Source organism: Roseinatronobacter domitianus (assembly GCF_023336755.1).
GTDB lineage: Bacteria > Pseudomonadota > Alphaproteobacteria > Rhodobacterales > Rhodobacteraceae > Roseinatronobacter > Roseinatronobacter domitianus.
Genome location: NZ_JALZWP010000026.1, coordinates 1 through 26,295 on the forward strand (window position 1 = coordinate 1; position 26,295 = coordinate 26,295).

A 26,295-nucleotide genomic window follows, 5' to 3' on the forward strand; every position below is an offset into this window, starting at 1 on the left:
TGACGTGCCAAAATTCGTCGATTGGTACATGTCGGGCAAGATCGAGATTGACCCGATGATTACCCACAAGCTGACATTGGACCAGATCAACGAGGGATTCGAGCTGATGCACGAAGGCAAATCCATCAGGGCTGTTGTCGAATTTTGACGTCCTTCGTGTAGGGCCCTTCGCCGACCTATTAAACCTGCTGAGCGTAGTATTCACAGACCGTTCACACGTAGCTTTTAGGAAGGTGTTGCGAAAAGCGTTGGCGTCCGCTTCGGAACAGCGGCAATGAGAATACCCACTAAAGTGAAGACGGAAATGCGGCCGAGTATGCCGCGTAACATGGCTTATTCATAACGACCTTGCAAAGGTCACAATCTGGGAATCGCTGCCGTTCGTCTTGGGCGCAGCGAATGACTGCTTCCCTGAAGGTTTTTCGATGTGGGCCGCAGCACGACGTTGGCGGCCATGAGCTGGCGGCCCACGTTGACAAACCTCGGAAGGAGGAAGCCGCGGGGGTTTTGGATTGGCCTATGGGGAAAGTGTGCATGCGGTTGGGCCGACGGCTGGTTCAAGGGTGCTGCCGAAGGGGTGCATGGCACCCAAGACGGGGACAAACGCGCCTGATGATCCCAGAAACACTGAGCGATCTGGCGTGATCGCTATCACGTTTCGCGTCGGAGAAGCCTGGGCGCAGCCTGTCGCGACCGGGTCTGCTGTGGGCAGCCGGTAGTGGTCTGTGGCATCTGACAGGCGGTGTGTCATGCGGCCTGCTCCCGTGGTGGTGCGCGCGACATTGGTATTTGCCCGCGACGGAAGACCTCGATGATGCGCATGGGGCCGCCGCAACAGGGGCACGGTTCGCGCAGGGTGAGTGGGATGATCTCGGCGTTGGGTCCTGATGCGGCAAGCTGTTCGGGGCGCTGGACGCAGAGCAAGGCGCGCATTCGAGATGGCGACGCGGTGGGTGTATCGGCTCAGATAGGCCAGCACGGCCTCGGGTCCTCCGAAAGGCGGCTTGGCATAGACCACCCATTCGGATTTGCGGAACGGGGCGAGCCAGCTGGCAAAGGCATCAGCCTCATCCAGCCGTTCGAGATCGCCGAAGAAGGCCAGTTCCCCGGACCGGTGCATGGCCATCAACCCCTCCCGAAACAGGCACCGGAACAGCCGCGACAGCACCCGCACATGCAAGAAGAACCCGGGGCGGCAGGTGACCCACTTGGTGCCGTCGGGCGACAGGCCGCCGCCGGGCACGATCATGTGGATGTGCGGATGGTGGGTCAGTGCCGAGCCCCAGGTGTGCAACACGCTGGTCATGTCTACCCGCGCGCCCATGCGCTTGGGGTCGGCTGCAATCGTCATCACCGTTTCGGCCGAAGCCTTGAACAACAGCCCGCTTGTTCCAATAGGCGATCTGCGCGATCTCGGCCGGCAATTTGAAGACCACGTCCTCTTCGGTTGGCGGGTTGTGTCGTAACGACAATCCAACCAGATGCACCGCCAGCTTTCAAATCCCCAAAACACCAGATTCAGTCATAGCTCGACCTTCACAACTGAAACGCAACATCTCCTAGGATAGTGCACTGCACTGGACCAGAATTGGATAAAAAGGCGACTTCGAAGCGCACGGGTTTCTGCGTTTTGCTTTGCAGAACTGACGCGCGCTCCTTGATTTGGCCTGATGCCATGTCATCAACAACTTTCATCTTCACCAGATCACAGCCGCGAAGCTTGCTGTCGATAGCAAGATTGAAGAGGGCCAGATCGCGATGGTTTTCGGCCAGCTCCAGCCGCACCCTTATTGCACAGACGTGTTTGGGCTTTAGCGGCCTTTTCTGGCCGACGATCCGGCCTTTGTTCCAGGCCGGCCGCAGTGCGCGTATGGCGGGTAAGTTTGGTGTTTCCATGATGGATCCTCCGACCCACCACGCCCTCCCACATCGACAACCCGACGTTGACGAGGGCAGCATATCACAACATGCTGCGTCGCATCCGTGGTCGGCTTCGAGCCCAAGCACCAAAGCCGCGAAGCGGCTTCGTCCTTGGGCCGCTTGCGCAATGTTTTGCGATGTGGGCTCGCTGCGTGCAAATGCACCTTCATTCCAGCCCACTATGCTCAGCCAGTATGGTGCGCTATTGGCAATAATCTGCAACGGCGCAAACAGCGCCGCGTCAAGCGCAGCACCTGCGCGTGTCACCACGGCTTGCCTTAGTTTCACCTTCCGCGCTGACATCATGCCGCACCGGTTTATCACCGCCTACCTGATCGTATTCGTGCCCACGCCCTCGTATGCTTTCTCGCCCTTGTTCTGTATCGCATTCTTCGAATGCGCCTGAAGGCTGCGCAAAGCCCTGTGTCGCCATCACGGCTGCTGAAACCGCTGAGCAGAATTCAGAAGCATACTGTCCATGTGGGTACGAATGCATATCACGGAATAACCCGCCCCGAGCCCGAACAGCTAGACCTGTTCAGGACGCTGAACATAGAGCTGCCAAAGCAACCAGCCTGATCTGTTGTGTCATTTCTTGAGACCCCGTTTCAAGAAAATCAATCACTTAACACCCTGAAGTGTTAAAGTTGGGTGCGCGGGATAAAGCCCGCGTTTGCGGCGGTGTTCGGCCCAATCCAGCCAAGCGATCCAATGGTCGGTTTGCGTTGGGCGCAGCGCAATGACACTCGCCCGTTTCATGCCCCCGTTGGCGATGCCGTGGGCCGGGTCATGATCGACCGCGCTGCATTGAGCGACGCTCGGTTCGAAACAAGAACTGATCCGCCCAATAAGATTGGCAAAGCTCGGCAATGGCTTGGGAAGCGTTGGTTTGTCATGGCAATCAGGCGTTGGCCCATCGACATGATCGGAAGGCGATCAAACCGTCAACCTCTACGCGTCGATGACGAAGAGGAGTGCTTTTTTGCTGTTATTTCCAGCGTCGGTCGGGTCTAACTGCATCTATTGTCGCGGTCGTGGTCTTTTTGAGACCCGCTATCGTTTTCGGAGTCTGAATGCCAAGTATCGACCCCAGCCTTCGCACTTTCATCATTGGGAAAGCGTGCCGGTTGCCTGGGGCCGCCAACCTGGACGAGTTCCGGGACTTGCTGCATGCAGGCCGATGCTCGGTCACGACGGTCCCCGACGATCGGTGGAACCAACAGCTATACTATCACCCAAAGCCGGGCACGCAGGGGAAGTCTTACACTTTCGCGGCCGGGGTGTTGCGCGACATCTGGGGTTTTGATCTGTCGGTGTTCAACATGTCGCCGCGCGAAGCGTTGCAGATGGACCCGCAGCAAAGGATCATGCTGCAAGTCGTCTGGGAAGCGTTCGAGGACGCCCGGATCGACCCGCATGCTTTGGCGGGCAGTCGCGTTGGCGTCTATGTCGGCGCTTCGACAATGGATCACGGCACCTTGGTAGGGCGCGACCCGTCCTTGGCGGATGCTTACATGATGACCGGCAATACCCTGTCATTGATCGCAAACCGCATTTCACATGCGTTCGATCTGCGCGGCCCCAGTTTTGTTGTCGATACGGCCTGTTCGTCTGCCATGGTGGCAATGGACCAAGCCAGACAGGCGCTGGACAACGGCGATATCGATATGGCGGTTGTGGCCGGCGCGAACATTCTGCTGAACCCGGCATATTTCATCGGCTTTTCAGCAGCCCGCATGTTGTCGCCCGATGGGTTGTGCCAAGCCTTTTCCAACAATGCAAATGGCTATGTGCGTTCTGAAGGGGCGGTGGCGATCGTTCTGAAGCGGTCGCAGGACGTGCCACACCGGGCCACTGCACGCCTGCTCGACAGCGATATCAACGCAGATGGGTTTACATCGAATGTGGCGCTGCCGTCGGAAGCGGGGCAATATGCGCTTCTGGACCGGCTGTATGCGCGCGCTGGTCTTTCACCGGATGACCTGACCTTCGTAGAGGCGCATGGCACCGGGACAATGGTTGGCGACCCGATCGAGGCACATGCCTTGGGCCGGGCCGTCGCGCAGCACCGCAGCGCACCGCTGCCGATTGGGTCCGCCAAAAGTAACATCGGTCATCTGGAGCCTGTCTCGGGGCTTGTGGGCGTGCTGAAAGCCCTGATCGCAATGGAAGATCGCCGCCTTCCGGCGACGCTTCATGTGGCGGAACTGAACCCGCATATCGACTTCGATGAACTGAACCTGCATGTGGTTCGCGAGCCTCTGGACCTGCCCGGTAGCGGCACCTTGCGGGCGGGGGTCAGTTCTTTCGGGTTTGGGGGCGTGAACGCGCATTGCATTCTGGAAGACGTGCCACCCCGCCCGACGCAACCCGCGCCACAGCGCCGTATCGGCGAGCGCCTGTTCGTCACCTCTGCCTTTTGCGAACCGGCCTTGCGGGACTTGGCGGAAACCTACGCAGATATGGACCATGACAGCGATCTTGCAGATCAGGTCTGGGCCGGGCGCGGGCTGCACGCGAAACGGCTGGCCGTTCTGGCGCAGGATGCCGAAGGCATAAAAGCCGGGTTGCAAGCCTATGCCGCGGGGCGCAAACACTCTGGCGTGGTAGAGGTAAACGCCGTTGGCCGCGACAAACAAACCCTGTTTGTCTATTCCGGCAATGGAAGCCAATATGCCGGGATGTGCCGATTGGCACTGTCCCATGATGCCATATACCGCGAAACACTGACGCAGATTGCGGATATCATATCGGCCGAGGCCGGTTGGTCCTTGCTACAGACGATCAACAGCCCAACGCTCGCCGCAGACTTGAAGCAAGCCCATGTCGCCCAAGCGATCATGTTTGCCGATCAAGTTGCCCAAACGCGGTCTTTGCAGGGTCGCGGCGTCACGGCTTCGGGCATTTTGGGACACAGCGGCGGCGAAGTGGCTGCTGCCCATATCGCCGGTGCCATGAACCTGCACGATGCGACCCGCTTGGTGCTGGCGCGAGGAGAGACGTTTCGAAACCTGTTCGGCGCAGGCACAATGGCCGCCCTGCAAGCCAGCGCAAAAAGCGCGCAAGAGCTGATCGATGCCTTTTTGGCAGATCATGGCCCCATGGTCTTGTCCATCGCGGCAATCAACAGCCCCGACAGTGTCACGCTCAGCGGCGAGAATGCTGCTGTTCGGGGCTTTACAAGCTGGGTCAAGAAGCAGCACCGCATTGCTTGCGTCATTCTGGAGATCAGCTACCCCTATCACAGTGCGCTCTGCGATCAGAACCGGCAAGCGCTACTTGATGGGTTGCAGGGTCTTGCATTGGGGGCACCCAGCTTGCCCTTTATCTCCGGCACCCATGGCGCAGCATGGGACGCGGGCGTTCTGGATGCCGCCTACTGGTGGGACAATTTGCGCCAACCGGTCCAGTTCCAGCGTGCAACTGAAGTCGCCCTTGCGCGCGGCTTCGGGTGTTTCCTGGAGATCGGCGCCCAGCCGGTTCTGACCAGCTACCTGAACGATACGGCCGACGCGCTGCGCAAATCCGTGACGGTCACGCATAGCCTGACCAAATCCGAACCAGAAGACGCCAACCCGATAGGCCGTGCCGCCGCGCGAGCCGTCCTTGCCGGGTGTCAACTGGCGCCCGGAGCGTTCTTTGCGACTCCGACTGCGCGCTCTGACATCTCGTTGCCAAGATACCCATGGCGGAACCAGACCCTTCGTGTCACCGCAACACCGCTGATTTCGCAAGGTATGGGGATAGATGACAGTTTTCATACCTTGTTGGGTAGTCCCGTTTCGACCGATCGCACCGTCTGGTGTCGCGACCTGGACAATGCGCTCATTCCGTCGCTTGCGGATCACAAAGTGGGCGATGCGGTCTGGCTACCGGCCACCGCTTTTGCCGAAATGGCCCATGCCGCCGCAACAATGGCCAGCGGCGGCGCGGCGGTCGAGATACACGACATTGACATCAGTGCGCCGATGGTTCTGTCCTCGGGAAGCGGCGTCGAGGTGCGCACGCGCATTGATCCAAGCACCCATCAGGTCAGGATCGAAAGTCGCGCGCGCCTGAGTCATGAACCGTTCCGGGAACATATGCGCGCACGCTATGTGACGGTCGGTGCACCCCAAGCGGACTCTGGCGAACGTGGGCCCGCGCCAATATCAGACAGTCAAGATGTAGGCCAGTTCACCTATGAAAGCGCCGCGCGTGTGAACCTGAACTATGGTCCGGCCTTTCAGGGGCTGGCATCCTTACGCGCGGATGGGGATTATCTGGACGTGCACTTGGCACCCGGAACGGGGCTGTCGCCGGGCGCACGCGGCCTGAGCTTCGACCCGGTGCAACTCGATTGCGTCCTGCACGCAATTGTCCATGCGATCAAGGGCACAGAGTATGAACGCAGGCTGCAAGCCCTTGTGCCGGTGCGCGCCGCGGTCTTGCAGGTGGTGCAGCCCGCTGTCCCGATCGCGTCAGGGCGGGTCCGGCTGCGCAAGATAGGCGTTCAGTCGGTCTTGGTGGATGTCACGGCGTTCGATGCCAAAGGAAAGCCCTGTGTCCGTCTGAACGGGCTGCGCTTTCGGGCCGTATCGCTTCAACAGGCGCTGGATTTCGACCAACACGCCTTTCACGTCGGTGCGCAGCCCTGCTTGCCCCTGGACAAGCCTTTGGCAATAGATGCGGGCCAGATAGACGCCCTGCTTTCGGATCTGATCCCTGAGAGTGACCGCGCGGATGACGCCTTGGCCCTGATTACGGCGGCAACCCATCAGGCTATCTGGGCGGCGTTCCGTGCCGCGTGCAAGGCCGACAGCATCTATTCACCAAGGCGCCCGGATGCGACCGTTGAAACCAGTTTGCTTTCGATGCTGTCGTCGCTGTCACTTGCAACACCCATGCCAGAAACAGGCGATTGGCAGATTTGCGAGACCTGTGAAATACCTGATGCAATCGACATTGCGCAGGCGTTGTTGGAAGAGCGGCCAGACCTGATTGGCAAGCTAAGCGTGTTGATGCACCTGTCTGCGGCAGTATCCGACTTTATCGCGTCCGATTTCACCGAAGGCCCTTTTGCAGAGGATTTGTTCGGACGCGACGCGGTGCGCAGCCTGAGCGCCCGGGCACCGCATCTGGACCATGCGCTTGCCATGCTGTGCCAGCATGTCGCCAATCTTGCGCCACCGCACCTCTGCGCGCGCATCGGCATTCTTGGCCCGGAACTCGTGTCACCGCTCGGCGCTGTGCAGTTTGGTCGGGCCGTCGAGCCGCTTTTGCTGTTGCGCGAGAATGAAAGCCTGTCGGGCCAGACAACAGCATTGCGCACCATCGAGCATTCCTCGCGTGTGGCGCTTGATGTGCTGGCGGTTACAGCGGCGGATATAATCCACGGGACCAGCGCCTTAGAGCGCATCGAGGCGGACCTGCAACCCGGCGGCTGGCTGGTGGTGCAATGCCCAAAGCCAGACACCCTTGGTCTGGCGATCAACGCGATGCAACAAACTCCGCAACCGCCCGTTGCTGGCATGTCAATGCTGCGACAGTATGTAGAGGCATTGGGCCTGACCATCGTGCTGGAACATGACCTGCCCGAAGCGGTCGGCGGCGGTGCGCTTGTGATCTGCCAACGCCCAACCGACCCATTCCAGGACAAGACATCGCACGCACCTTTGCCAGAAGGTTGCGACACCTGGGAAGCCCTGTGGACCCATGTCCATGGGCCGCACAGCAAGACCGAAACGCCTCACACCGCACTTTGGCCAGAGGATACAGAACGGCCGGTTCTGATACTTGCGGACCGCAGCAGTGAACACGCGCTGCGCGATCGGATCCTTGCGTTGCGCGACGACTTGGCACGCTGCGCGCAGGCCGAGCGCGCCGTTACGGTTATTGTGCGCGGCGGGGCCCGCTATCATGGGGGAAAACCGCCCGACCCGGCACAACATGCGCTTTGGGCCATGCTGCGCACGGTGCAGAACGAATACACTCATCTTCCCTTGCGTATTCTGGACCCCGGCGACAGCGGGCCGCGCAATGCCATGCTGGCCTTGGAACAGTTGGAAACAGACGCCGCGTCAGAAACCGAAGTCGTTCTGGACAACGGGATCGCGCTTGGCCTGCGCGTGCGGCAGGGCATGCCCGACACGCGCGCCGCGCCGCCAGCGCATGCAACTGGCCGGCGGCTGACACAACCTGCCAACAACCGCCTCGACAGCCTTGGTTGGAGCACGGTGCACCGCACCCCGCCCGCCGAGGGAGAGGTCGAGATTCAGGTGCTGGCAACGGGTCTGAACTATCGCGACGTCATGTGGGCCATGGGCCTGTTGCCCGAAGAGGCGCTGGAAACCGGGTTCGCAGGCCCAACGCTGGGGTTGGAATGCGCAGGCCGCATTGTGCGGGTCGGGCCACTGGTCACGGACCTGCAACCCGGCGATATGGTGCTCGCTTTCGGGACGGCGTGTTTTTCGTCTCACATCACCGCCGCCGCGCATTGGGTGACAAAACTGCCCGACACGGTCACTCCGGCAGAGGCCGCGACCTTGCCTGTGGCCTATTTCACGGCGCATTATGCCTTAGACACTCTGGGCCGACTGCGAAAGGACGAAACCGTCCTGATCCATGGTGGCGCAGGCGGCGTTGGATTGGCGGCGATCGCAGTTGCGCAGAGGATCGGCGCCAAGATTATCGCGACCGCTGGCAGCCCGGTCAAACAATCCTTGCTGCGCGCATTGGGCGTGGAACATGTCCTGTCGTCGCGCAGCATGGCATTTGCCCAGCAGGTCAAAGAGATCACCGAGGGGCGCGGGGTTGATGTCGTGCTCAACTCGCTGGCAGGCTCGGCGATGGAAACAAGCCTTGGACTGCTGCGCCCTTACGGTCGGTTCCTGGAACTGGGCAAACAGGATTACTACGCCAATACTGCCGTTGGTATGCGTTCCCTGAAGAACAATATTTCCTATTTCGGGATCGACATAGACAGCCTGCTGGCCGACCGTCCTGACCTTGCCAAATCCACCTTGGCAGACGTGATGGCTTGCGTCGCCAATGAAGACTACCCGCCCCTGCCCCACACACGCCTTGACGGCGATGCGGTTGTGGATGCGTTTCGGTTGATGCAGCGTTCCGGCCATATCGGCAAGATCGTCGTGACCCCTCCCCAAACACCAAAGGCCGATCAGCGCCCCACAACACCTGGACGCACGGAGGCCTATATCCCCGATCCCGATGGCTGGCATGTCATTGCCGGGGGACTGGGCGGAATTGGTCTGGCCTTGGCAGAAACGCTGAGCGTTCAGGGCGCGACCCGGTTTGCCCTGTTGTCGCGCAGCGGCGCCCCGTCGCCAGAGGGGGCGGCAACGATCGACAAGATGCGCCGCGCCGGGGCCGAGGTGCGTGTTCTGGCCTGCGATATTTGCGACGCCAGCGCCATTTCAGATCACTTCACGAACCTTCGCCTATATGCGCCCATCAAAGCGGTTTACCATTCCGCCATGGTGCTGGAAGACCGCCTGCTGAAAGATGTCGATGCAGATACGTTGACCCGCAGCTTGTCGGTGAAGACAGACGGACTTGCCATTCTGGACGCGCAGACCCAAGGCGATCAACTGGATGCCTTTGTCGCCTTCACGTCGCTTGCAACGCTGATCGGCAATTATGGCCAGGGCGCCTATGTCGCCGCCAATGCCTACCAGGAAGCATTGATCGAGGCGCGCGTGGCGCGCGGCCAGCCCGGATTGGCGATCGCTTTGGGGGCCGTCTCTGACGCGGGCTACGTTACACGCGACACCGCACTTGCAGGCATGCTTGACAGCATATCGGGACGGGTGAAGTTCCCCATCGCATCCGCATTGAACGGCCTGTCACGACTGCTTGCGCGCCCGGATCTCGGGCCTTGCGTGACCGTCACGCCCATGAACTGGGCGCAAACGGCAACTGCGCTGAAGATCTTGCAAACACCAACCCAAGAGGTCTTGCGCAGATTGGGGCTGGCCTCTGGGTCGCGTCAGGATTACGGGACCTTGCGCGCCGATCTGGAGGCGCTGCCACAGGCCAAGGCCATGAAAAAGGCCATCGCGTTCCTGAAGGAAGAAATTGCAAAGATCTTGCGGGTGTCCGAAAGCGATCTGTCACCAACGCGCCCGCTGGCGGAATATGGAATGGACAGCTTGATGGGGGTAGAACTGGGCCTTGCGGTGCAACAGTCGCTGGGCGATGATCTGCCGATGGTCTCGCTCGGGGACAACCTGACCATAGCGGGGCTGGCGCGGTCATTCGTGACACATATTCAGGCCGGTCCACAGGATGCCGTAGACACTGGAAGCGACACACAGAGCGCCATGTTGAAATCACTTGGGCAAGTGCATGCCAAGCGCCCCGACACATCAGAGGCTGCTGAATGAGGACCCGCAAATCCGCCCTGAGCGCCGAAGCGCGTGCGCTGGCCATCAAGGCAGCGCGGTCCATATCCGAGGCCCCTCCTGCTGTCACATCCATCAAGCGAAGCCCCGCCTTTGAGCAGTTGGACGGCTACAAGGAGCGCCAGATCCTGCGCGGCATCGCCCGGATGCAGGGGCTGGACGTTCCGGCCTTTCGCCAACAGGAAAGCCGGCCGGGACCGATCAGTGTGATGAACGGCAAAGAGGTGCTCAATTTCGGGTCCTACGATTATGTCGGGCTGAACCTTGACCCCAGACCCGGTGCCGCGGCCAAAGCCGCTATCGAGCAATATGGCGTCTCTGCGTCTGGCAGCCGCTTTACCGCCGGCGAGCGCCCGATCCACCGCACGCTCGAGGCCCGCTTGGCAAAGCATTATGATGTCGAAGACGCGCTGTGTTTTGTGTCAGGTCATGCCACCAACGTATCTGCGATCGCGACGCTGACAGGCAAGCATGATCTGATCCTTTACGACGCCTATATCCATAACAGCGCCGCTGTCGGGGCAGAGCTATCCGCAGCCTCGCGGCGCAGCTTCCCGCATAATGACATGGATGCCCTGGAACGCATGCTGCATGAAAACGCGAACCGGTATCGGGCCACACTTGTCGTGGTCGAAGGGCACTATTCAATGGATGGGGACATTCCGGACCTTGGCCGCCTTTTGGAGTTGAAGCGCAAGTTCGGGTTCTGGTTGATGGTGGACGAAGCCCACGGGCTGGGGTGCATTGGCGCGACCGGCAAGGGCGTGCGCGAGGTCTATGGCGTCGCGGGCCGTGATGTGGATGTATGGATGGGCACGCTCAGCAAGTCGCTAGGATCAACAGGCGGCTACATAGCGGGCAGCAAGACGCTGATCGACATCATGAAATATGAAGCGCCCGGCTCTGTCTACTCCGTTGCGGTTGCGCCGCCCCTCGCGGCCGCCGCCGCCTGCTCGCTGAAGATCCTTGCCGAAGAACCCGAGCGCGTGAAACGACTGCACGAAAACGGGGCCTACTTTCTGGCGCGTGCCAAGGCGCTTGGGCTTGATACCGGCGACAGTATCGGGTCCTCGATCATTCCGGTGATCGTGCGGGACCCTGCGATCGCGATCGCGCTCAGCAACAAATTGCTGGAGCATGGGGTAAACGCGCTACCAGCGGTGTTTCCGGGGGTTCCGTTGAATGCGGCGCGGGTGCGGTTTTTCGTGACCAGCGAACACAGCAAGGCGCAGATTGACACTGCCCTCAGCGATACCGCGCGCCTTTTGCAAGAACTGGGTTCCAGCCCAATCGCGCATCTGATTGCAACGATAACCGAAAAAACGGCTCAATGACACGGATTACGGCTTCACTGCGCCGAACAGGCACAGGAAAAACCGGCTGCGTCAGCCACGCTACCCTTCCGAAAGAACATACTACAGATGACTGATCCCAAACACATTTTGATTGTCGGCGCAGGGTTCACCGGCGCTGTCGTTGCCCGCCAACTTGCCGAAGCCGGACATCGCGTTCTGGTCATTGACGAGCGCAACCACGTGGCCGGAAACTGCCACACGGAACGTGATCCAGAAACGGGCGTGATGGTTCATGTCTACGGGCCGCATATTTTTCACACCGGGGATGACGGCGTCTGGCGCTTCATCAATGACCATTGCACCATGATGCCTTACCGCCATCAGGTGCGCGCCGTTGTCCGCGGTCAGGTTTATTCCATGCCGATCAACCTGCACACGATCAACCAGTTCCTTGGCACAAATCTGTCCCCCGCAGAGGCCCAGGCGCGGATTACGGACCTTGCTGAAAGCACGATCACCGACCCCCAATCCTTCGAGGAACAGGCGCTCAAATTTGTCGGACGTGACATTTATGAAGGGTTCTTTCGCGGCTACACGCGCAAGCAGTGGGGGGTGGACCCGACGCGCCTGCCCGCGGCGATCCTGAAACGTCTGCCGTTGCGCTTTACCTATGACGACAACTATTTCGCGCATCCCTACCAAGGCATTCCCAAGGAAGGGTATACCGCCGCCGTCGACTCTATTCTGCGGCATCCGGGAATAGAGCTGCGCACGAATGTGTCAGCAGAGGATACCGACACCGCGAGCTTCGATCATACTGTCTACACCGGCCCTCTGGACCGCTATTTTCAGCATCGGCTGGGCCGTTTGTCCTACCGGACCTTGCGCTTCGAGCGTGATGTAAGGCCCGCGCCCCATCAGGGCACTGCCGTTCTGAACTATTGCGACGAAGATGTGCCCTATACACGCATTACAGAGCATATGTATTTCGCGCCTTGGGAAGTGCAGAGCTTTGAAAAATCGGTGCTTTACACCGAATACAGTGCTGCTGCCGGCCCGGATGACATCCCCTATTATCCGGTGCGCCTGATCGACGACAAAGCCTTGCTGACCCAATATGTCAGCCTTGCTCAGAATACCCCCAAAGTCACCTTTGCCGGTCGTCTGGGCAGCTATGCCTATCTGGACATGGACGTGTCCATCCGGCGCGCGATGGACGTGGCCGACATGCTCAAAACATCCTTTGATCGCAACCAGCCCCCCAAACCATTCGTTCATGATATCTGATCCGAGGCCGGTTTTATGACTTACCCCATCCAGAGCATTATTGCGCCTGCCTTTGCCCGGCCCGAAGCGCTTTATATTTGGTCGGATATTCACTGTAGCGGCTTCGAGGGCGATGCACCCTGGCGCCTTGAACCCGGGGACACCATGGTTCTGGATGCCTATTTCAACGCGCTTTTCCCCGATATCTGGCAAAAATATACTGCTGTGACCCGGTTTGGCGCACGGTTTGATCTGTCCGGACAGGCGCGTGTGCAGATTTGGGCGCGCTTGCGGGATGACAGTTCGGTTTGTTTGGCGGACCAACTGTGTTCCACCCAAGTTGAGATCATGCTCGACTCCTTGCCAGAAGAAACCGGCAGACTCAATCTGCGCGTGGTGGCATTGGGTCAGGTCGTGTTGCAAGGGCTTGATTGGATTACCGACACTGCGCCTTGTGTCCCTGTCAATCTGAGCGTCGGTCTATGCACCTTCAACCGCGAATCTTTCCTTGCCGAAACGGTCGCCGCTCTGGTCGGACAAATCGCCAAAACACCCGAGATCAAACAGATCTACGTCGTCAACCAAGGCAAGAGCTTTACCGACCCCGATCTTTTGGAGCTGATCGACGGGCTGGACGTGACCTTGTGCGAGCAAGCCAATCTTGGCGGCTGCGGGGGCTTTACCCGCACCATGGTCGAAAGCATCAACGCCGTCATTCCAACAACCCATCATCTGCTGATGGATGACGATATCGTGCTGGACCCGCGTGTTCTGGAACGGGTCGTCGCGTTCTTGTCCTACTGCACCGCCGAAGTGGCCCTTGGCGGCCAGATGCTGGAACTGGAACGTCCGACGCGCCTGTATGAGGCTGGCGGACGGCTGCACCCGCTGTGGTTTGTCGAAAACGTGGGGCACGGGCAGGATATGGCACACCCCCATACGCTGCGGCTGTTCCATGATACCCCGCAGATCGACTACAATGCATGGTGGTTCTGCGTTATTCCGACCCGGACCATCCGCCGCATTGGGCTGCCGCCCCCCATTTTCATCCGTGGCGACGATCTGGAATATGGGTGCCGCATGAAAGATGCCGGTGTCGATACGGTGCCCCTGCCGGGCTGTGCGGTCTGGCATGAAGGCTTTGCCTATAAGACCAGTGACTGGCTGTTGTACTATGACCTTCGGAACAGGCTTATCATCTCTTCTTTGCATCCAGATGGGGTGACAACGCCGGATGGGCTGTATTTGTTGGGCTTCGTGATGGCGATTATCTTGCAACACCGCTACCGCGCGGCACGGGTTGCGCTAAAGGCCATTGCAGACAGCATGGCGCCCATTGATCTGGCCATGGGCGTAACCCTTGATGCCAAGCATGCAGAGCTTTTGGCCTTTCTCAAGCGCCTGCCAGAAATCCCGGTTGTGTCGCGCGATGAGGTGCCTGACACAGTCCGCGAAGGACGATTGCGCCCACTGAACCCCGCGATTCCAGCAATGGTCTACATGTGCGTGACACAGTTTATCGGGCTGCACCTTGTGCGGCTGCTGCCGTTTCGAAAGCGGCGCTGGTTCCCTGCACAACCTCAGGCCAATGCGGTCGGGCTGCACGATTATTACGCAGCGCTCGACCCAGAGCAAACGAAGTTCGGGGTCTATTCCAGCAACCTTTTGCAACTCTGGGTGTTGACGGCGCGAACCTTTGCGCTCTGCATACGCTACGCTTTCAAGGCACGGGGTGTTGCCACCCGCCGCACCTCAGAAATGGATGCCCGCCGAACCGAAAACGCATGGCGCACGATGTTTCAGACGCCTAGATCCTGAAGTGCGGGTTTGTGAAAGACGGCTGCGAAATCGGCGCGCTTTCCGGTTTCGTATTCGTCATACTCCGCGCTTCCTGGCATGTCGGCCCATTTCACCGCATACAGGCTGAATGGCCAGGGCACCTTCGCCAATTGCACTTCCCGGCGCGGAATATCCGCCTTGAGAGAGGCAAATGTATGCGGGGTGATATCGCGATAGCTTGTGCATACCAGCCCGTTCGCTTGGGCGGCATTGCGCAATTCGTCTTCTATCTGTGCGTGATCGCCTTGGCGATAGCCCCCACTTATGCTGATAACACCGCCGGGGCGCAGAACGCGGGCGGCTTCGGTGACGAACCGGGTCAAGCCGAAATAGGTCGGCGCACCCACACTCAGCACCAGATCAAAGCTGGTATTGGCAAAGGCCAAACGGTTGGATTTGCTTTGAAATATCTGGGCACGGGTATGGGGCCTGATGCGCCGTCGGGCCAAAGCAACGGCAGACAGGCTGCGTTCGGTTCCGCTCAGGGCGGCATTCGGGAACAGCCGCGACACATAGACAAGTCCGCCGCCTTGCCCGCACCCCACATCCAGTATGTCCAAGGGCTGCAACCCGAATTCGCGGATTTGGGTATGCGCTGCCTGATGATACATCATGGCGCAATGGTCCTCGCCCGCGAAATCCGGGTGCGGGATATAGTCTGCATCCAGCGGCAGATATCCCCCGTTGAAAAACCAGTGTTTGCGCGCCGGTGAAAAGCGGTACAATACCTCGTAGGCGATAAGGTCAAACAGATGAAAGCCAAAGCCAAACAGGGTTTTAAGCGGGCTTTTGCGTGCTCGGAGCAGATCTGGCATCACAGAGACTCTGTATAAGGGTGCGCATGTCTAGCATGGAACCAGATCATCTTGCGACCCAAACCCTGCGCAGTTTCGTCTTTCTGCAAGGGCCGACCTCTGGTGTGTTCCGCGATCTGGGGCGGGCATTGGCCGCACGGGGCCATCGGGTGGTCAAGGTCAACCTATGCGTCGGCGACTGGCTGTTTTGGCACGGTTCGGACACACGTTTTTTCCGCGGCACGATCGCGGAATGGGAAGGCTGGCTGGAAGACTTGGTGCAACGCCAAGAAGCCACCGACATCATCTATTTTGCAGACCGTTTCCCTTATCACAAGGCCGCGCAGCGGGTGGCGCATGCGGCCGGGCTGCGTTGCATCTCGATGGAATACGGCTATCTGCGGCCCGACTGGATCATTCTGGAGTCTGGTGGCCAGTCCACATATTCGCACCTGTCAAACGATCCAGAAACCTACCGCAACCTGACGCTGCCTGCGATTGACGAGCGCCCGCAACATGGCATTCCAGCACTGCCGGAAGCGATTTGCGAAACGGCATTTCACCTGTCCAACGCCCTGCTTGGGTGGCTTACCCCGCGCTATCAGCCCAATCGCTACTACCCGGAATTGACAGAGTTTCTCAGCTATGTGCCGCGGCTTGTGCGCCGCAGCCTGAACGCGACGAAAGCCGAGCAATGTGTTGCCGCGCTGATGAATATGGAAGGGCCTGTCTTTCTGGCGCCTTTGCAAATGCAAAACGACTACCAACTTCGTGACAACGCGCCGCCGGGGTTTCAGACCGGGTTCATCCAGAAAGTGCTGGCCTCTTTTGCACAGCATGCAGCACCCGATGCGCAGCTTGTGTTCAAATTGCACCCAATGGATAACGGGCTGGAGCGATGGGAGCGCCGCATCCCCGCCATGGCCAGAAGCGCCGGCGTGGCAGAGCGTGTGCATGTGCTGGACGGGGGCGACCTGACGGCGCTGTTCGCGCGGGCAACGGGATGCGTGGTCATCAACTCCACCATGGGGTTGCGGGCCTTGCGGGCGCATGTTCCGACCATTGCCTTGGGTGTTGCGGTGTATGACATTGACGGCCTGACCCATCAGGGGCCGCTTGCAACCTTCTGGACGGACGCGCGCTCACCCGATGCACACTTGCTCTCGGCATTCGTGCGCGCCTTGGCCCATGGCATTCATGTTCGTGGCGCGGTTTATGGTGCGTCCGGGCGTGCGGCTTTCGTCGCCAACGCCATAAGGCGGCTGGAGGGGGCGGAATTCGTTTTTCCGGGCTTGTCTGCTGACATCCCGCCGCGTCTGGAACATGCAAGGCGGCTTGGCATCAAGGTGGACTGGCACGGCACCCCGGAGCCGTCAGCTTGAATCGCATTGCGATCACCGGGGCCTCTTCGGGGCTGGGCGCGGCACTGGCACGGCAAGCGGCGCAAAGGGGGCGCAGTCTGTTCCTCTGCGCCCGCGACATCGGACCGCTTCTGAGCTTGGCACAAGAGCTGCGCGAAACCGGCGCGACCGTCGAGGTCGCCTCGGTTGACGTTTCCGACAAGGCGGCTGTCTCGCATTGGTGCGACGCTCTCTGGCATGACGGTCCGTTGGACCTTTTGATCCTGAATGCCGGTCTGTTTGCGGGGCGATCCGAGGATGGCAGGCGCGAAACACCCGCAATCTCTGCCAACGTGATCGCAACCAACCTTCTGGGGGCCACCCTGCCCGCGTTGAAGGCCGCCGAACGCATGTCGATAGCAGGACGGGGGCACATCGTGTTCATCAGTTCATTGGCCGCCTTCGGCCCGTTGGCAGATGCGCCCAGCTATTCCGCCAGCAAGGCTGGCGTGACGGCATTCGCCCGTGCGTTGCGAGAGGATCTGGCGGAGAGCGGTGTTGCCGTTTCAGTCGTGCACCCCGGCCACATAGCGACACCACAGACCGCGCGACATGTCGGGGCACTGCCGGGGTTGATGACGGCGGATGCCGCAGCCGCTTGCATCTGGGCCACCATCGCCAAGAAACGCGCCGAGATCGCGTTTCCGCGTCATCTTCGATTGGGGCAATGGCTGCTGTCGGTTTTGCCTTGGCGGCTTCAGGCCCGCATAAACCGACCACTCCGCTTTGTCGTAAAGGACGATTAGGCCGCGACCTGCCGGATCTTTTCGCCCGCATCGGACAAGGCGCGCTCCCAGGTCTGGGCTTGAACGACCTGCTGTCCTGCCGCCGCGATTGCTTGACATTGCGCATCATTCGTCAAGCACCAGTCCAGCTTTTCCTGCAAGTCCGAGAGGTCGGCCGCGACCGGGACAAAATGCGTCCAAGGCTTCAGTTCGTCATAATACCACTGCCGAAAGCCCATCTGGCTCTCGACCTTCAAAACACAGCAGCCCATCAAGAGGCGGTGAAACAGATTGTCCCAAGTGTTTGAAAAACCGTCTACGTCGATGGCAAATTTCCACCCGGCCCAGGAATGCGACGGCATGAAATCTGCCATCATCCCGACCTGAGACAGCAGTTTTGCTTCGATATCGGTGATCGTGCTGACGAATTTGCAATCCAACCGCGTGCCCTGCGCATGCATCGCCAAACGCAATCGTTGCCGCACCAACGGGTTGTTGCGCTGGGCCGGGTCGCACGAAAACAGGCCCGCCCCGGTCAGGCGCCCGCGCCACACAAATCTGGCCTCTCTGTCAGACCAGGGCACAGTGTTGGACTGCAGCCAGTGGCGCAGCTTTTCATAGCCGCGATCTCTGAAGAAATAGGAATCCGGTATCAGCGCCATGCCCGGGATGCAGCTGGAGAACGAAAAACGCGCCATGGATGGCAGTTGTCCATCCTGAACATGGAATGACGCCTCGGACGCGGTCGTGCCGGCCTGCACCATGTAGCCAAGCACAGCGGGGGTCCGTTCGGTGACAATTTTCATCATCGGGTTGGTGACCGGCAGGGCAGATGCCGCAACCACCAGATCGCCCGCATCCCAGTTCAGCACCACATCGAACGGCGAAGCCGAAGGCGAGTCTTGCGTCCAACGAATGCGTCCCGAGAAAGGAACCGATTTATTGAGACGCTGCAAAAGGTCTGCTTCCACCTGCGCGAAAGGGCCCGTTTTCTTGGGGGAGGACGGTGCCGGCGTCGCAATCTGCTTTGCAGTCACGGCTTTGCGCAGAAATTTCATCAATCGGATGTTCTTTCGTTGATCGTTTGCATCAAGGGCACCGGCTGATCCAAGTGTATTGCGTTCAGAGCCGACACAACAGGGATAATGCGCCAATCGGTTATGTCCATTGTGTTTTATTGCTGTGAACGGGGGGTGTGTCCGGGGCATCGCAGTTGCCTTTTTGCCATGCGACTGTGATATCTGCCGCCTTGTCGCGGCGGCAGCGGCTCGCAGCTTTCGAAACAGCTTTGCATCGTTGACTCTGTCGGCGCAATCGGGTGGCATTCTCTCGATGTGAAAGGCTCCGATGACACGCCTCAAGACAAGTTTCCGCGTTATCTTCGCGCTCGTTCTGCGCGAAGCGCGTGTCCGCCACGGACGCGCGCGCATCGGTTACACATGGGCGATCATCGAACCCGTACTCTTGATCTCGATCCTGACATTTCTGTTTACCCAAGTCGGAACTGGCGTTGGAAGCGGACGGAATTTTCCGCTGTTCTTTGCGACCGGGGTGTTGGCGTTTTCGATGTTTCGCAACACCTCGACCTATATCAGCATGGCGTTCGACCAGAACCGACCGTTGTTCAACTACCCGATGGTCAAACCCATCGACACCTCCATCGCGCGCCTTGTGCTGGATGGTGCGACCAACTTTCTGGTCATGACATTGGTCTTGTGTTTCCAAGTCCTGGCACTGGATGCATTCCCGCCCAACGACATTCCCCGAATGTTGCTTGCTTTCGGGTTGCTGCTGGCAATGGCATTTGGCGCAGGCGTCAGCTTGGCCGTTGTGCGCCGCTTCATGCCAACGATCTCGAATGTCTATATGGTTATCATGGGCCCCGCCTTCTTCGTGTCGGGAGTGTTCTTTTCCTTGGCGGACCTGCCCACCCTCTACCGAGAGATCGTCGCCTGGAATCCGCTGATCCACGGTATCGAAGAGTTTCGCGCAGGCTACTATCCGGAATACCCGGATGCCGATATTGACCTGTTTTACCTGACGATCTGGGTGGTCGTGCTCAATTTCATTGGATTGGTCGGTGAATGGCTGACACGCTTTCGACAAGTATGATCGACCTGACGGATGTCTCGAAGACCTATGGTCTGCGAGGGGGACGCAAGGTCGTTCTCAACGGCGTCACGATCTCGTTGCCGTGGCGAAACACGGCCATATTGGGCCGCAATGGCGCCGGGAAATCGACCTTGCTTCGCATGATGGCCGGGATCGAGCAGCACGATACCGGCACAATTCGGCGCAACAAATCCATCTCATGGCCCATCGGCTTTCGGGGCAGTTTTCACCACGAATTGTCGGGCATTGAAAACGTGCGTTTCGTGGCACGGATCTATGGCCAGAACACCGAAGAAATGATCGACAAGGTCGAGGAGTTCGCAGAACTCGGACAGTTTTTCTATGAACCGTTCAAGACCTATTCTTCGGGGATGGGCGCGCGTCTTGCCTTCGGGGTCAGCATGGCTGTCAATTTCGACGTGTTCCTGATTGACGAAGTGATGGCCGTGGGGGATGCCCGCTTCCAGCGCAAATCGAAAGAAGCGTTCAGCCAGCGTCTGCCGCAAAGCCGAATTATCATGGTCTCGCATGCGATGGCCGCGTTGCGGGACTACTGCGACTGCGGGCTGGTCGTGCATGATGGCAAATTGACCTACTACAACGAACTGGAAGCCGCGATCGATCACTACAACACGTTGAACAAGTAGACATTTCGTCAAATGTCTCTTAGGGTTGGCAGGTTGCCGGGTTGATGATCGCCCCAACGCAGGAGCTGCGGGATACGCGGTAGGCTACGATGGCTCAGGACAACACATCTAAAAAACCCTCTGACAACAAAACGGAACAGGCGAAAGTGCATGTTCTGAATGCCAATGAAGTACATCGCCGGTCGCGCAAGGCGCAACGCCGTCGCCGAATCATCAGCATTTTCAGCTTCATGATATGTGTCGCCCTGCCGGTCGTACTGGCTGTCTACTATTTCGCGCTGGTGGCCGCGGACCGCTACGCCGTGGAAACCAAGTTTGCCATTCGCTCGCCGTCTGCCACAGGGTCCATGGATATCATGGGGTTGGTGACCGGCATGTCCTCGGCCACCTCGACCACGACCGACAGCTACATGGTGGTCGATTTCATCGAGAGCCGTGACCTGATCGACCGGCTAGAGGCGCAGATGGACATTCGGACCATCTATTCGAAGCCAGAGGGTGACTGGCTTATGCGACTGGATGCCGACGCGACCAAGGAAGATCTTGTCGAATACATGTCGAAGGTGATTTCGATCTATTTCGACACATCGTCCCAGATCCTTACGCTGGAAGTTCAGGCCTTCACCCCAGAGGATGCAGAGGCCGTGTCCGCTGCGATCCTCGACATCAGCGATGACCTGGTAAACGAGATTTCCGATCGCGCGCGCCAAGACACGATGCGCAGTGCCGAACGCGAGGTCGCCCGGATAGAGACACTTCTGGCAGAGCATCGGCGCCAGCTGGCGGCGTTCCGTCAAGCCGAACAAGACATCGACCCGGCTGCCTCTGCGCTGGAACAGATTGGTCTTTTGGGTGGGTTGGAGCGCGAATTGGCAGGCGCGCGGACGCGTTTGTCGTCCTTGACCGAATTCCTGAGCGACGCGGCACCCAGCGTGCGAATCCTCCAATCCCAGATAGAGGCCATGGAAACCGAACTTGCAGAACAGCGCAGCCGTCTGGGCACCGGCCAGACGCAGAGCGACACGCCCGGCTCTGCCGTTGCGGGCGGCACGCTTACGGACCGTGTCGCAATTTACGAAGATCTTGCCGTCGATATGGAGTTCCTGCAACAAGCCTATCTGACGGCACTGGCAGCCCGCGAGGCGGCGCGGCTGGAAGCCGACCGCCAGCAACGCTACCTTGCGGCTTTCGTGCGTCCGTCCTTGCCCGAAAGCGCGCTTTACCCCCAACGCACGCAGAGCATTTTAATCTTCGCGGGATTTGCACTTATGTTCTGGGCTATCGGCGTGATGCTCGTCTATATTGTGCGTGAACACAGCTCCTAGCCTGTCCGATGGAGCGTGGTTTGCTCTGGGGGAGAGTCGCCTTGAACATGACCAGAACAGTGGCGCGACGGCCCTTTGCCATGGCGTTGGCGGGACTGGGCCTTTTGGCTAGCTGTGGTCTGCCTACACAGGGTCCGTCTGCCGATGAAATTGTCGCACAGGCCAGCACCGACAGCTACGAATTGATCGACGTGACAGAAAACGTCGCACAGCAACTGCGTGGCAATCGCACCCCCGGTTTTTCAAGCGTCTTTCGGACTGCCCCACGGCTTGCCAATCGCACGCAACTTGGCATTGGCGACGTCATCACCGTCCGCATTTTCGAAGCTGGTGACGGCGGTCTTTTTCAAGCGCGCAATGGCGATGGCGCGGTCCTGATTCCCAATGTCGTGGTTGAACCGGATGGGCTGATCACCCTGCCCTATACGGGCGAGATCATGGCGCGCGGCCGTTCTGTTTCGGACATCGAAGCACAGATCGTAACCGCATTACAGGGCAAGGCCATCGAACCTCAGGCGGTGGTCACCTTGTCCGAAGATGCCAACAATACCGTCACCGTCATGGGTGAGGTCGCCCGACCTGCCCGCGTGCCTCTCAGCCCGCGTGGCTACCGCTTGTCCGAAGCGATGGTCGCGGTCGGCGGTGCGCGCCACCCTTCGTATGAAACCTTCGTGACCGTAACACGCCAAGGCAAGAGTTCAACAGCCGGGCTGGACCGTATCCTGAACGAGCCGGAACAGAACATTGCCCTGCGGGCCGGCGATCTCATCACATTCACACGGCGTCAGGCGAGTTACACGATCATGGGGTCTGTCGCCCGGCCAGCCGACATTCCATTCAACGAGGCCGAGATCACTCTGCTGGAGGCCATTGGCAAATCCAGCGGTCTGGACGATGGTCGCGCCGATCCAAGTTCGGTGTTCCTGCTGCGCCGCGAATCATCCGAAACCTTGCAAACCATGGGAATCGCGGCAAAGCCCTGGTGGTCACGGGCCTCACATGGGGTGCCAACGGTCTACCGGGTGGATATGTCGCAGCCAAGCTCTCTGTTCAATGCGACGGCAATCCACATCCGCAACGGTGACGTGATCTATGCAGCCAACGCAGGTGCCGTGGAACTGCGCAAAGCGCTGGGTATGTTCGGATTGACAGTGAACACCCTGTCCGACACGCGGCGATTGTCGGAATGACCCAAGGAGCAGGCCGATGATACCGTTTGGGGCCTCCCCGAACCCGGTGGACCTTTTTGGCACACCGCGGCGGCCGGACTTCTTTTGCATCGGCAGTGAAAAAGCCGGCACCACCTGGTTGTGGCACTCCATGTTGCAGCATCCTGAAATCGGTGTGCCGCAAACCAAGGAATTGCGGTATTTCAACGGGCTGCCAAGTCTGGACCTTGCCCACTTCCGGGCGCTGAAGACCTTTTTGGAAGACACGCGAAACGCCCCGAAACGGCCCCAGTTTCTGGAAAGAGTCGCCACCGAGATGCGGCTTTTGTATGGTGGCGAGGATGCGTATCTGCGGATTTTCGGCCAGCTTACAGGGCGCGTGGTGGGAGAGTTGACACCGCAATACTGCCTTTTGTCGCGGGACCGGATAAAGGCGATGAAGGCGCTGTCGCCCGATGCGCGTATTATCTACATGCTGCGCGATCCGACCGACAGGATCATCGCCGGGGCCAAGATGGTGTGCCTCAGAGAGGGCGACACCATGTCAGATGCCGCAATCCTGCGGCATGCCAAGAACCCCATTCAGGAACGCCTGTCCAACACCGCATGGCACCTTGAAAAGTTTGAATCCGTCTTTGGCAAGGAACGCATTCACGTGGCCCTGTTCGACGATATCAAAACGCGGCCCAACGCCTTGCTGGCAGAGATATGCGCCTTCCTTGGCGTTCCGCCGCATGACATTCCTCGGGAAACGCTAAGCAAGCCCGTCAACAAGGGCAGCGACTTTCGCCCAAGCCCCGAGGTTCAGAAAACTCTTTATCGCCGGCTTCGGCGCGTCTACCTGGAGCTTGAACCGCGCTTTCCGCAACAAGTGGCCACGTGGTCTGCGCGGTATCAATAGCGCTCAGACGGTGCTACGCCAAATTGACCTCTGGCAGGATTTTCTCGAAATAGGAAATGGTCTTGCGCAGGCCGTCTTGCAGATCAACGCGCGGTTCCCAATCCAGTTCAGCTCTTGCCTTGCCGATATCGGGGCGGCGTTGCTTAGGATCATCCTGCGGCAAGGGTTTGAAGACGATTTCTGAACGCGAACCCGTCATGTCCAACACCATCTGTGCCAATTGAAGGATGGTGAACTCCCCCGGATTGCCCAGATTGGTGGGGCCTGTCTGCTCTGGCGTGCTGTCCATCATGCGAACCAACCCATCCACCAGATCGTCTACATAGCAGAACGACCGCGTCTGGCTGCCGTCGCCGTAAATGGTGATCGGGTCATCCCGAAGCGCCTGCACGATGAAATTGGATACAACGCGGCCGTCGGCATGGTGCATGCGCGGCCCGTAAGTGTTGAAAATGCGCGCGACCTTTATCCGTAGCCCGTGCTGTCGGTGATAGTCGAAGAACAATGTCTCGGCGCAGCGCTTGCCTTCGTCATAGCAGGATCGCGGGCCGATCGGGTTCACATTGCCCCAGTAATCCTCTGTCTGCGGGTGAACCGCCGGATCGCCATACACCTCGCTGGTGGACGCTTGAAAAATAGGGCATTTCAGCCGCTTCGCCAGCCCCAGCATATTGATGGCCCCATGCACCGATGTCTTGGCGGTCTGGACCGGATCATACTGATAATGCACCGGGGATGCCGGGCAAGCGAGATTGTATATCTCGTCGACCTCTACATAGAGCGGAAACGTCACGTCATGGCGCATGAACTCGAAACGCGGGTTGGTATGCAGATGATCTATGTTTCGCTTGGTGCCGGTAAACAGGTTGTCCAGACACAGAACCTCGTGGCCCTGCCCCAGCAAACGGTCCACAAGATGTGATCCGATAAACCCGGCACCGCCGGTCACGAGTATCCGTTTGCGACTGTCATACAAGCGTGCCAACGGCATTTCCTTTCCATCATGCATCGTGATCTGCCCAATGGCTGTTGCGCGACTAGCCTGACCGAAATGGCGCGCCAATCAGGATGACACGCCGCATTGCCTCACCGATAAATATTCTTGAATAATCAACCAGTTGCCTCATCATGATTGTCCCCCAGAATGTTCTATCTGTCAAGCAAAACCCACCTTGACGTCTCGCGCAGCAGAGCGGCCCCCAGGGAACGCGCTGACCGCAAGAGTCAGAGCGCGCTCCCCCCCCGGGGACACGGGCTATTGAGCGCAGCAAAGAACCAGAACTTGCAATCAAGCAGACTGTAGCCGAAGGTCTTCCAATGCAGGCTGTTCCTGATGACCTTTCGTCCCAGAAGCTTTCACATCTCTTGGCAACTACAGAGGGCACGATTGCGCTTTCATCTGCGTCGTTTGTGAACACCTGCGCATGAGCAATCTCGCTGCGCCATATTTTCAGGCGGCGCTGTACAGTACGAAGTAGTGCGTCCGGGTAGTGTTCAGCGGGATAGGTGGCCTGCAATCTGGACAGAAGCTCTCGCCCCGTTTTCGACGGATCTTCCTCAAAGCATGCCTTTAGGTCGTGGGTGACGTCTGCAAGCGGATCAGGACGGCGTCGTCCTCGAGGCGCTGCAGGTTTTTTGTGTGATGTGGGGCGAACATCGCCCTCCTTCGAGGCATGCCGTAACCCCTCGAAGTATGCGTCAATATCCGACTTGGGATCTCGCTGTTTTTCTGTGGGCGGTGCCGTATCGGCCAGCGCTTTCAGACGTTCCTGAGACTGTCGGATGTTATGTAGCAAGACAACCGAATCAAGTTGCGCAAATTGCACCGCGAGATTGTCTTTCACGGCCTGCGTGATGGCAGGATGCTCCTGAACACGTTGAAAGGGCGTTAGTGGCGGGTGATACCGCTTTGTAACACTGGCCCCGTCGCGGATCTTTTCGTGCAATTTGAACGAAGGCTGGAAAAAGTTCACGTAGAGCAGTATGCTCCAGTACAGACGCGCCAATTCGGTGGCTGCAGCGCTGCCGCTATACTTCCGCCATTTCCGCGATGTGCCCGAGCACCTCTGGCGCTGGAAGAACTTCTCGCCCGCTGAGATCGCCTGCCGCGGCACAGGCCAGCTGAAGCTGCACGCGCAAGCGCTGGACAAGCTGCAAGCCCTGCGCGACCGGCTGGGCAAGCCGCTGATCGTCCGCTCCGCCTATCGCAACCCCGAGCACAACCGCAATGTCAGTGGCGCACTGCGCTCGAAGCATATGGACGGCACGGCATTTGATATCGCCATGTCAAACCATGACACGGTGATATTCGCTGAGGCCGCTCGCGCTGTCGGGTTTCTGGGCTTTGGCACTGTTGATTGTCACTGAGAACTGACCCGGCAACAGCAGAAATTGTCATTGAGAATTGACCCATGTGCAACCTTGCCCCTGCGCAAAGCAGTCGGGGGCGTCAGGAGTGATAGACATGGGATTTTTGAGGATTATTCGGAAGTGGGCGTTG

General features: G+C 59.1%; 15 protein-coding genes and 5 pseudogenes. 14 read left to right on the forward strand and 6 right to left on the reverse strand.

The features are described from left to right. A pseudogene (locus M3N55_RS15615) lies at positions 1-148 on the forward strand (S-(hydroxymethyl)glutathione dehydrogenase); the annotation flags it as partial. Positions 149-747: 599 nt separating this feature from the next. Here M3N55_RS15615 and M3N55_RS15620 read toward each other — a convergent pair. Both M3N55_RS15620 and M3N55_RS15625 read right to left on the reverse strand, forming a co-directional pair. Next, positions 748-1,436, reverse strand: a pseudogene (locus M3N55_RS15620) (IS91 family transposase); the annotation flags it as partial. A 163-nt stretch (positions 1,437-1,599) separates the two neighbouring features. Then, a pseudogene (locus M3N55_RS15625) lies at positions 1,600-1,896 on the reverse strand (site-specific integrase); the annotation flags it as partial. A 333-nt stretch (positions 1,897-2,229) separates the two neighbouring features. Between M3N55_RS15625 and M3N55_RS15630 the strand changes: the two are divergent. From M3N55_RS15630 to M3N55_RS15650, 5 genes and pseudogenes are all read left to right on the forward strand, one after another. Next, positions 2,230-2,499, forward strand: a pseudogene (locus tag M3N55_RS15630) (IS1634 family transposase); the annotation flags it as partial. Positions 2,500-2,993: 494 nt separating this feature from the next. Next, a complete protein-coding gene (locus M3N55_RS15635) occupies positions 2,994-10,304 on the forward strand; it encodes a type I polyketide synthase (protein WP_249060790.1) in 7,311 nt (2,436 codons plus the stop codon). Continuing rightward, positions 10,301-11,656, forward strand: a complete 1,356-nt coding sequence (locus tag M3N55_RS15640; RefSeq protein ID WP_249060791.1) for an aminotransferase class I/II-fold pyridoxal phosphate-dependent enzyme — start codon at positions 10,301-10,303, stop codon at positions 11,654-11,656. Before M3N55_RS15635 ends, M3N55_RS15640 begins: the two co-directional genes overlap by 4 nt. A gap of 78 nt (positions 11,657-11,734) precedes the next feature. Beyond that, the gene (locus tag M3N55_RS15645) at positions 11,735-12,904 is read left to right on the forward strand and encodes a UDP-galactopyranose/dTDP-fucopyranose mutase family protein (protein WP_346429282.1); all 1,170 of its coding nucleotides are present in this window, start codon (positions 11,735-11,737) and stop codon (positions 12,902-12,904) included. Between the two features lie 15 nt (positions 12,905-12,919). Beyond that, positions 12,920-14,701 carry a glycosyltransferase gene (locus M3N55_RS15650; protein ID WP_249060794.1) on the forward strand — a complete coding sequence of 594 codons (1,782 nt, stop codon included), beginning with the start codon at positions 12,920-12,922 and terminating at the stop codon, positions 14,699-14,701. Here M3N55_RS15650 and M3N55_RS15655 read toward each other — a convergent pair. Then, positions 14,683-15,537: a class I SAM-dependent methyltransferase gene (locus tag M3N55_RS15655; protein WP_249060796.1), complete on the reverse strand. Its 855-nt coding sequence runs from the start codon at positions 15,535-15,537 to the stop codon at positions 14,683-14,685. The genes M3N55_RS15650 and M3N55_RS15655 overlap by 19 nt on opposite strands. A gap of 26 nt (positions 15,538-15,563) precedes the next feature. Here M3N55_RS15655 and M3N55_RS15660 point away from each other — a divergent pair, with 26 nt between their 5' ends. Beyond that, positions 15,564-16,898, forward strand: coding sequence for a capsule polysaccharide biogenesis protein (locus M3N55_RS15660; protein WP_249060798.1), 1,335 nt, complete (start codon positions 15,564-15,566; stop codon positions 16,896-16,898). Beyond that, positions 16,895-17,662, forward strand: coding sequence for an SDR family NAD(P)-dependent oxidoreductase (locus M3N55_RS15665; RefSeq protein WP_249060799.1), 768 nt, complete (start codon positions 16,895-16,897; stop codon positions 17,660-17,662). Before M3N55_RS15660 ends, M3N55_RS15665 begins: the two co-directional genes overlap by 4 nt. On the opposite strand, the gene M3N55_RS15670 is transcribed toward M3N55_RS15665, so the two are convergent. Further along, the gene (locus tag M3N55_RS15670; protein ID WP_249060801.1) at positions 17,659-18,699 is read right to left on the reverse strand and encodes a glycosyl transferase family 90; all 1,041 of its coding nucleotides are present in this window, start codon (positions 18,697-18,699) and stop codon (positions 17,659-17,661) included. The genes M3N55_RS15665 and M3N55_RS15670 overlap by 4 nt on opposite strands. A gap of 289 nt (positions 18,700-18,988) precedes the next feature. Here M3N55_RS15670 and M3N55_RS15675 point away from each other — a divergent pair, with 289 nt between their 5' ends. The 5 genes from M3N55_RS15675 to M3N55_RS15695 all read left to right on the forward strand — a co-directional run bounded on the left by M3N55_RS15675 (position 18,989) and on the right by M3N55_RS15695 (position 23,795). Next, entirely contained in the window at positions 18,989-19,753 is a 765-nt protein-coding gene (locus tag M3N55_RS15675) for an ABC transporter permease (RefSeq protein ID WP_249060803.1), read from the forward strand. After that, the gene (locus tag M3N55_RS15680; RefSeq protein ID WP_249060804.1) at positions 19,726-20,400 is read left to right on the forward strand and encodes an ABC transporter ATP-binding protein; all 675 of its coding nucleotides are present in this window, start codon (positions 19,726-19,728) and stop codon (positions 20,398-20,400) included. The genes M3N55_RS15675 and M3N55_RS15680 overlap by 28 nt, the downstream gene beginning before the upstream one ends. An 89-nt stretch (positions 20,401-20,489) precedes the next feature. Next, positions 20,490-21,725, forward strand: a complete 1,236-nt coding sequence (locus M3N55_RS15685) for a KpsE/RkpR family capsule polysaccharide export protein (RefSeq protein WP_249060806.1) — start codon at positions 20,490-20,492, stop codon at positions 21,723-21,725. 47 nt (positions 21,726-21,772) lie between these two features. After that, positions 21,773-22,915 (forward strand): polysaccharide biosynthesis/export family protein, encoded by a 1,143-nt coding sequence (locus M3N55_RS15690; RefSeq protein WP_249060808.1) that lies wholly within the window; start codon positions 21,773-21,775, stop codon positions 22,913-22,915. Positions 22,916-22,931: 16 nt separating this feature from the next. Continuing rightward, positions 22,932-23,795, forward strand: coding sequence for a sulfotransferase family protein (locus M3N55_RS15695; protein ID WP_249060809.1), 864 nt, complete (start codon positions 22,932-22,934; stop codon positions 23,793-23,795). A 13-nt stretch (positions 23,796-23,808) separates the two neighbouring features. Here the strand turns inward: M3N55_RS15695 and M3N55_RS15700 are convergent, their stop codons facing one another. Together M3N55_RS15700 and M3N55_RS16910 are read right to left on the reverse strand one after the other, a co-directional pair. After that, complete coding sequence (locus M3N55_RS15700; protein ID WP_249060810.1) at positions 23,809-24,786, reverse strand: UDP-glucuronic acid decarboxylase family protein; 978 nt, start codon at positions 24,784-24,786, stop codon at positions 23,809-23,811. A gap of 46 nt (positions 24,787-24,832) precedes the next feature. After that, complete coding sequence (locus M3N55_RS16910) at positions 24,833-25,768, reverse strand: hypothetical protein (RefSeq protein WP_487392691.1); 936 nt, start codon at positions 25,766-25,768, stop codon at positions 24,833-24,835. 10 nt (positions 25,769-25,778) lie between these two features. Here M3N55_RS16910 and M3N55_RS15705 point away from each other — a divergent pair. Next, positions 25,779-26,144 (forward strand): annotated as a pseudogene (locus tag M3N55_RS15705) (D-Ala-D-Ala carboxypeptidase family metallohydrolase); the annotation flags it as partial. Positions 26,145-26,295: the final 151 nt, after the last annotated feature.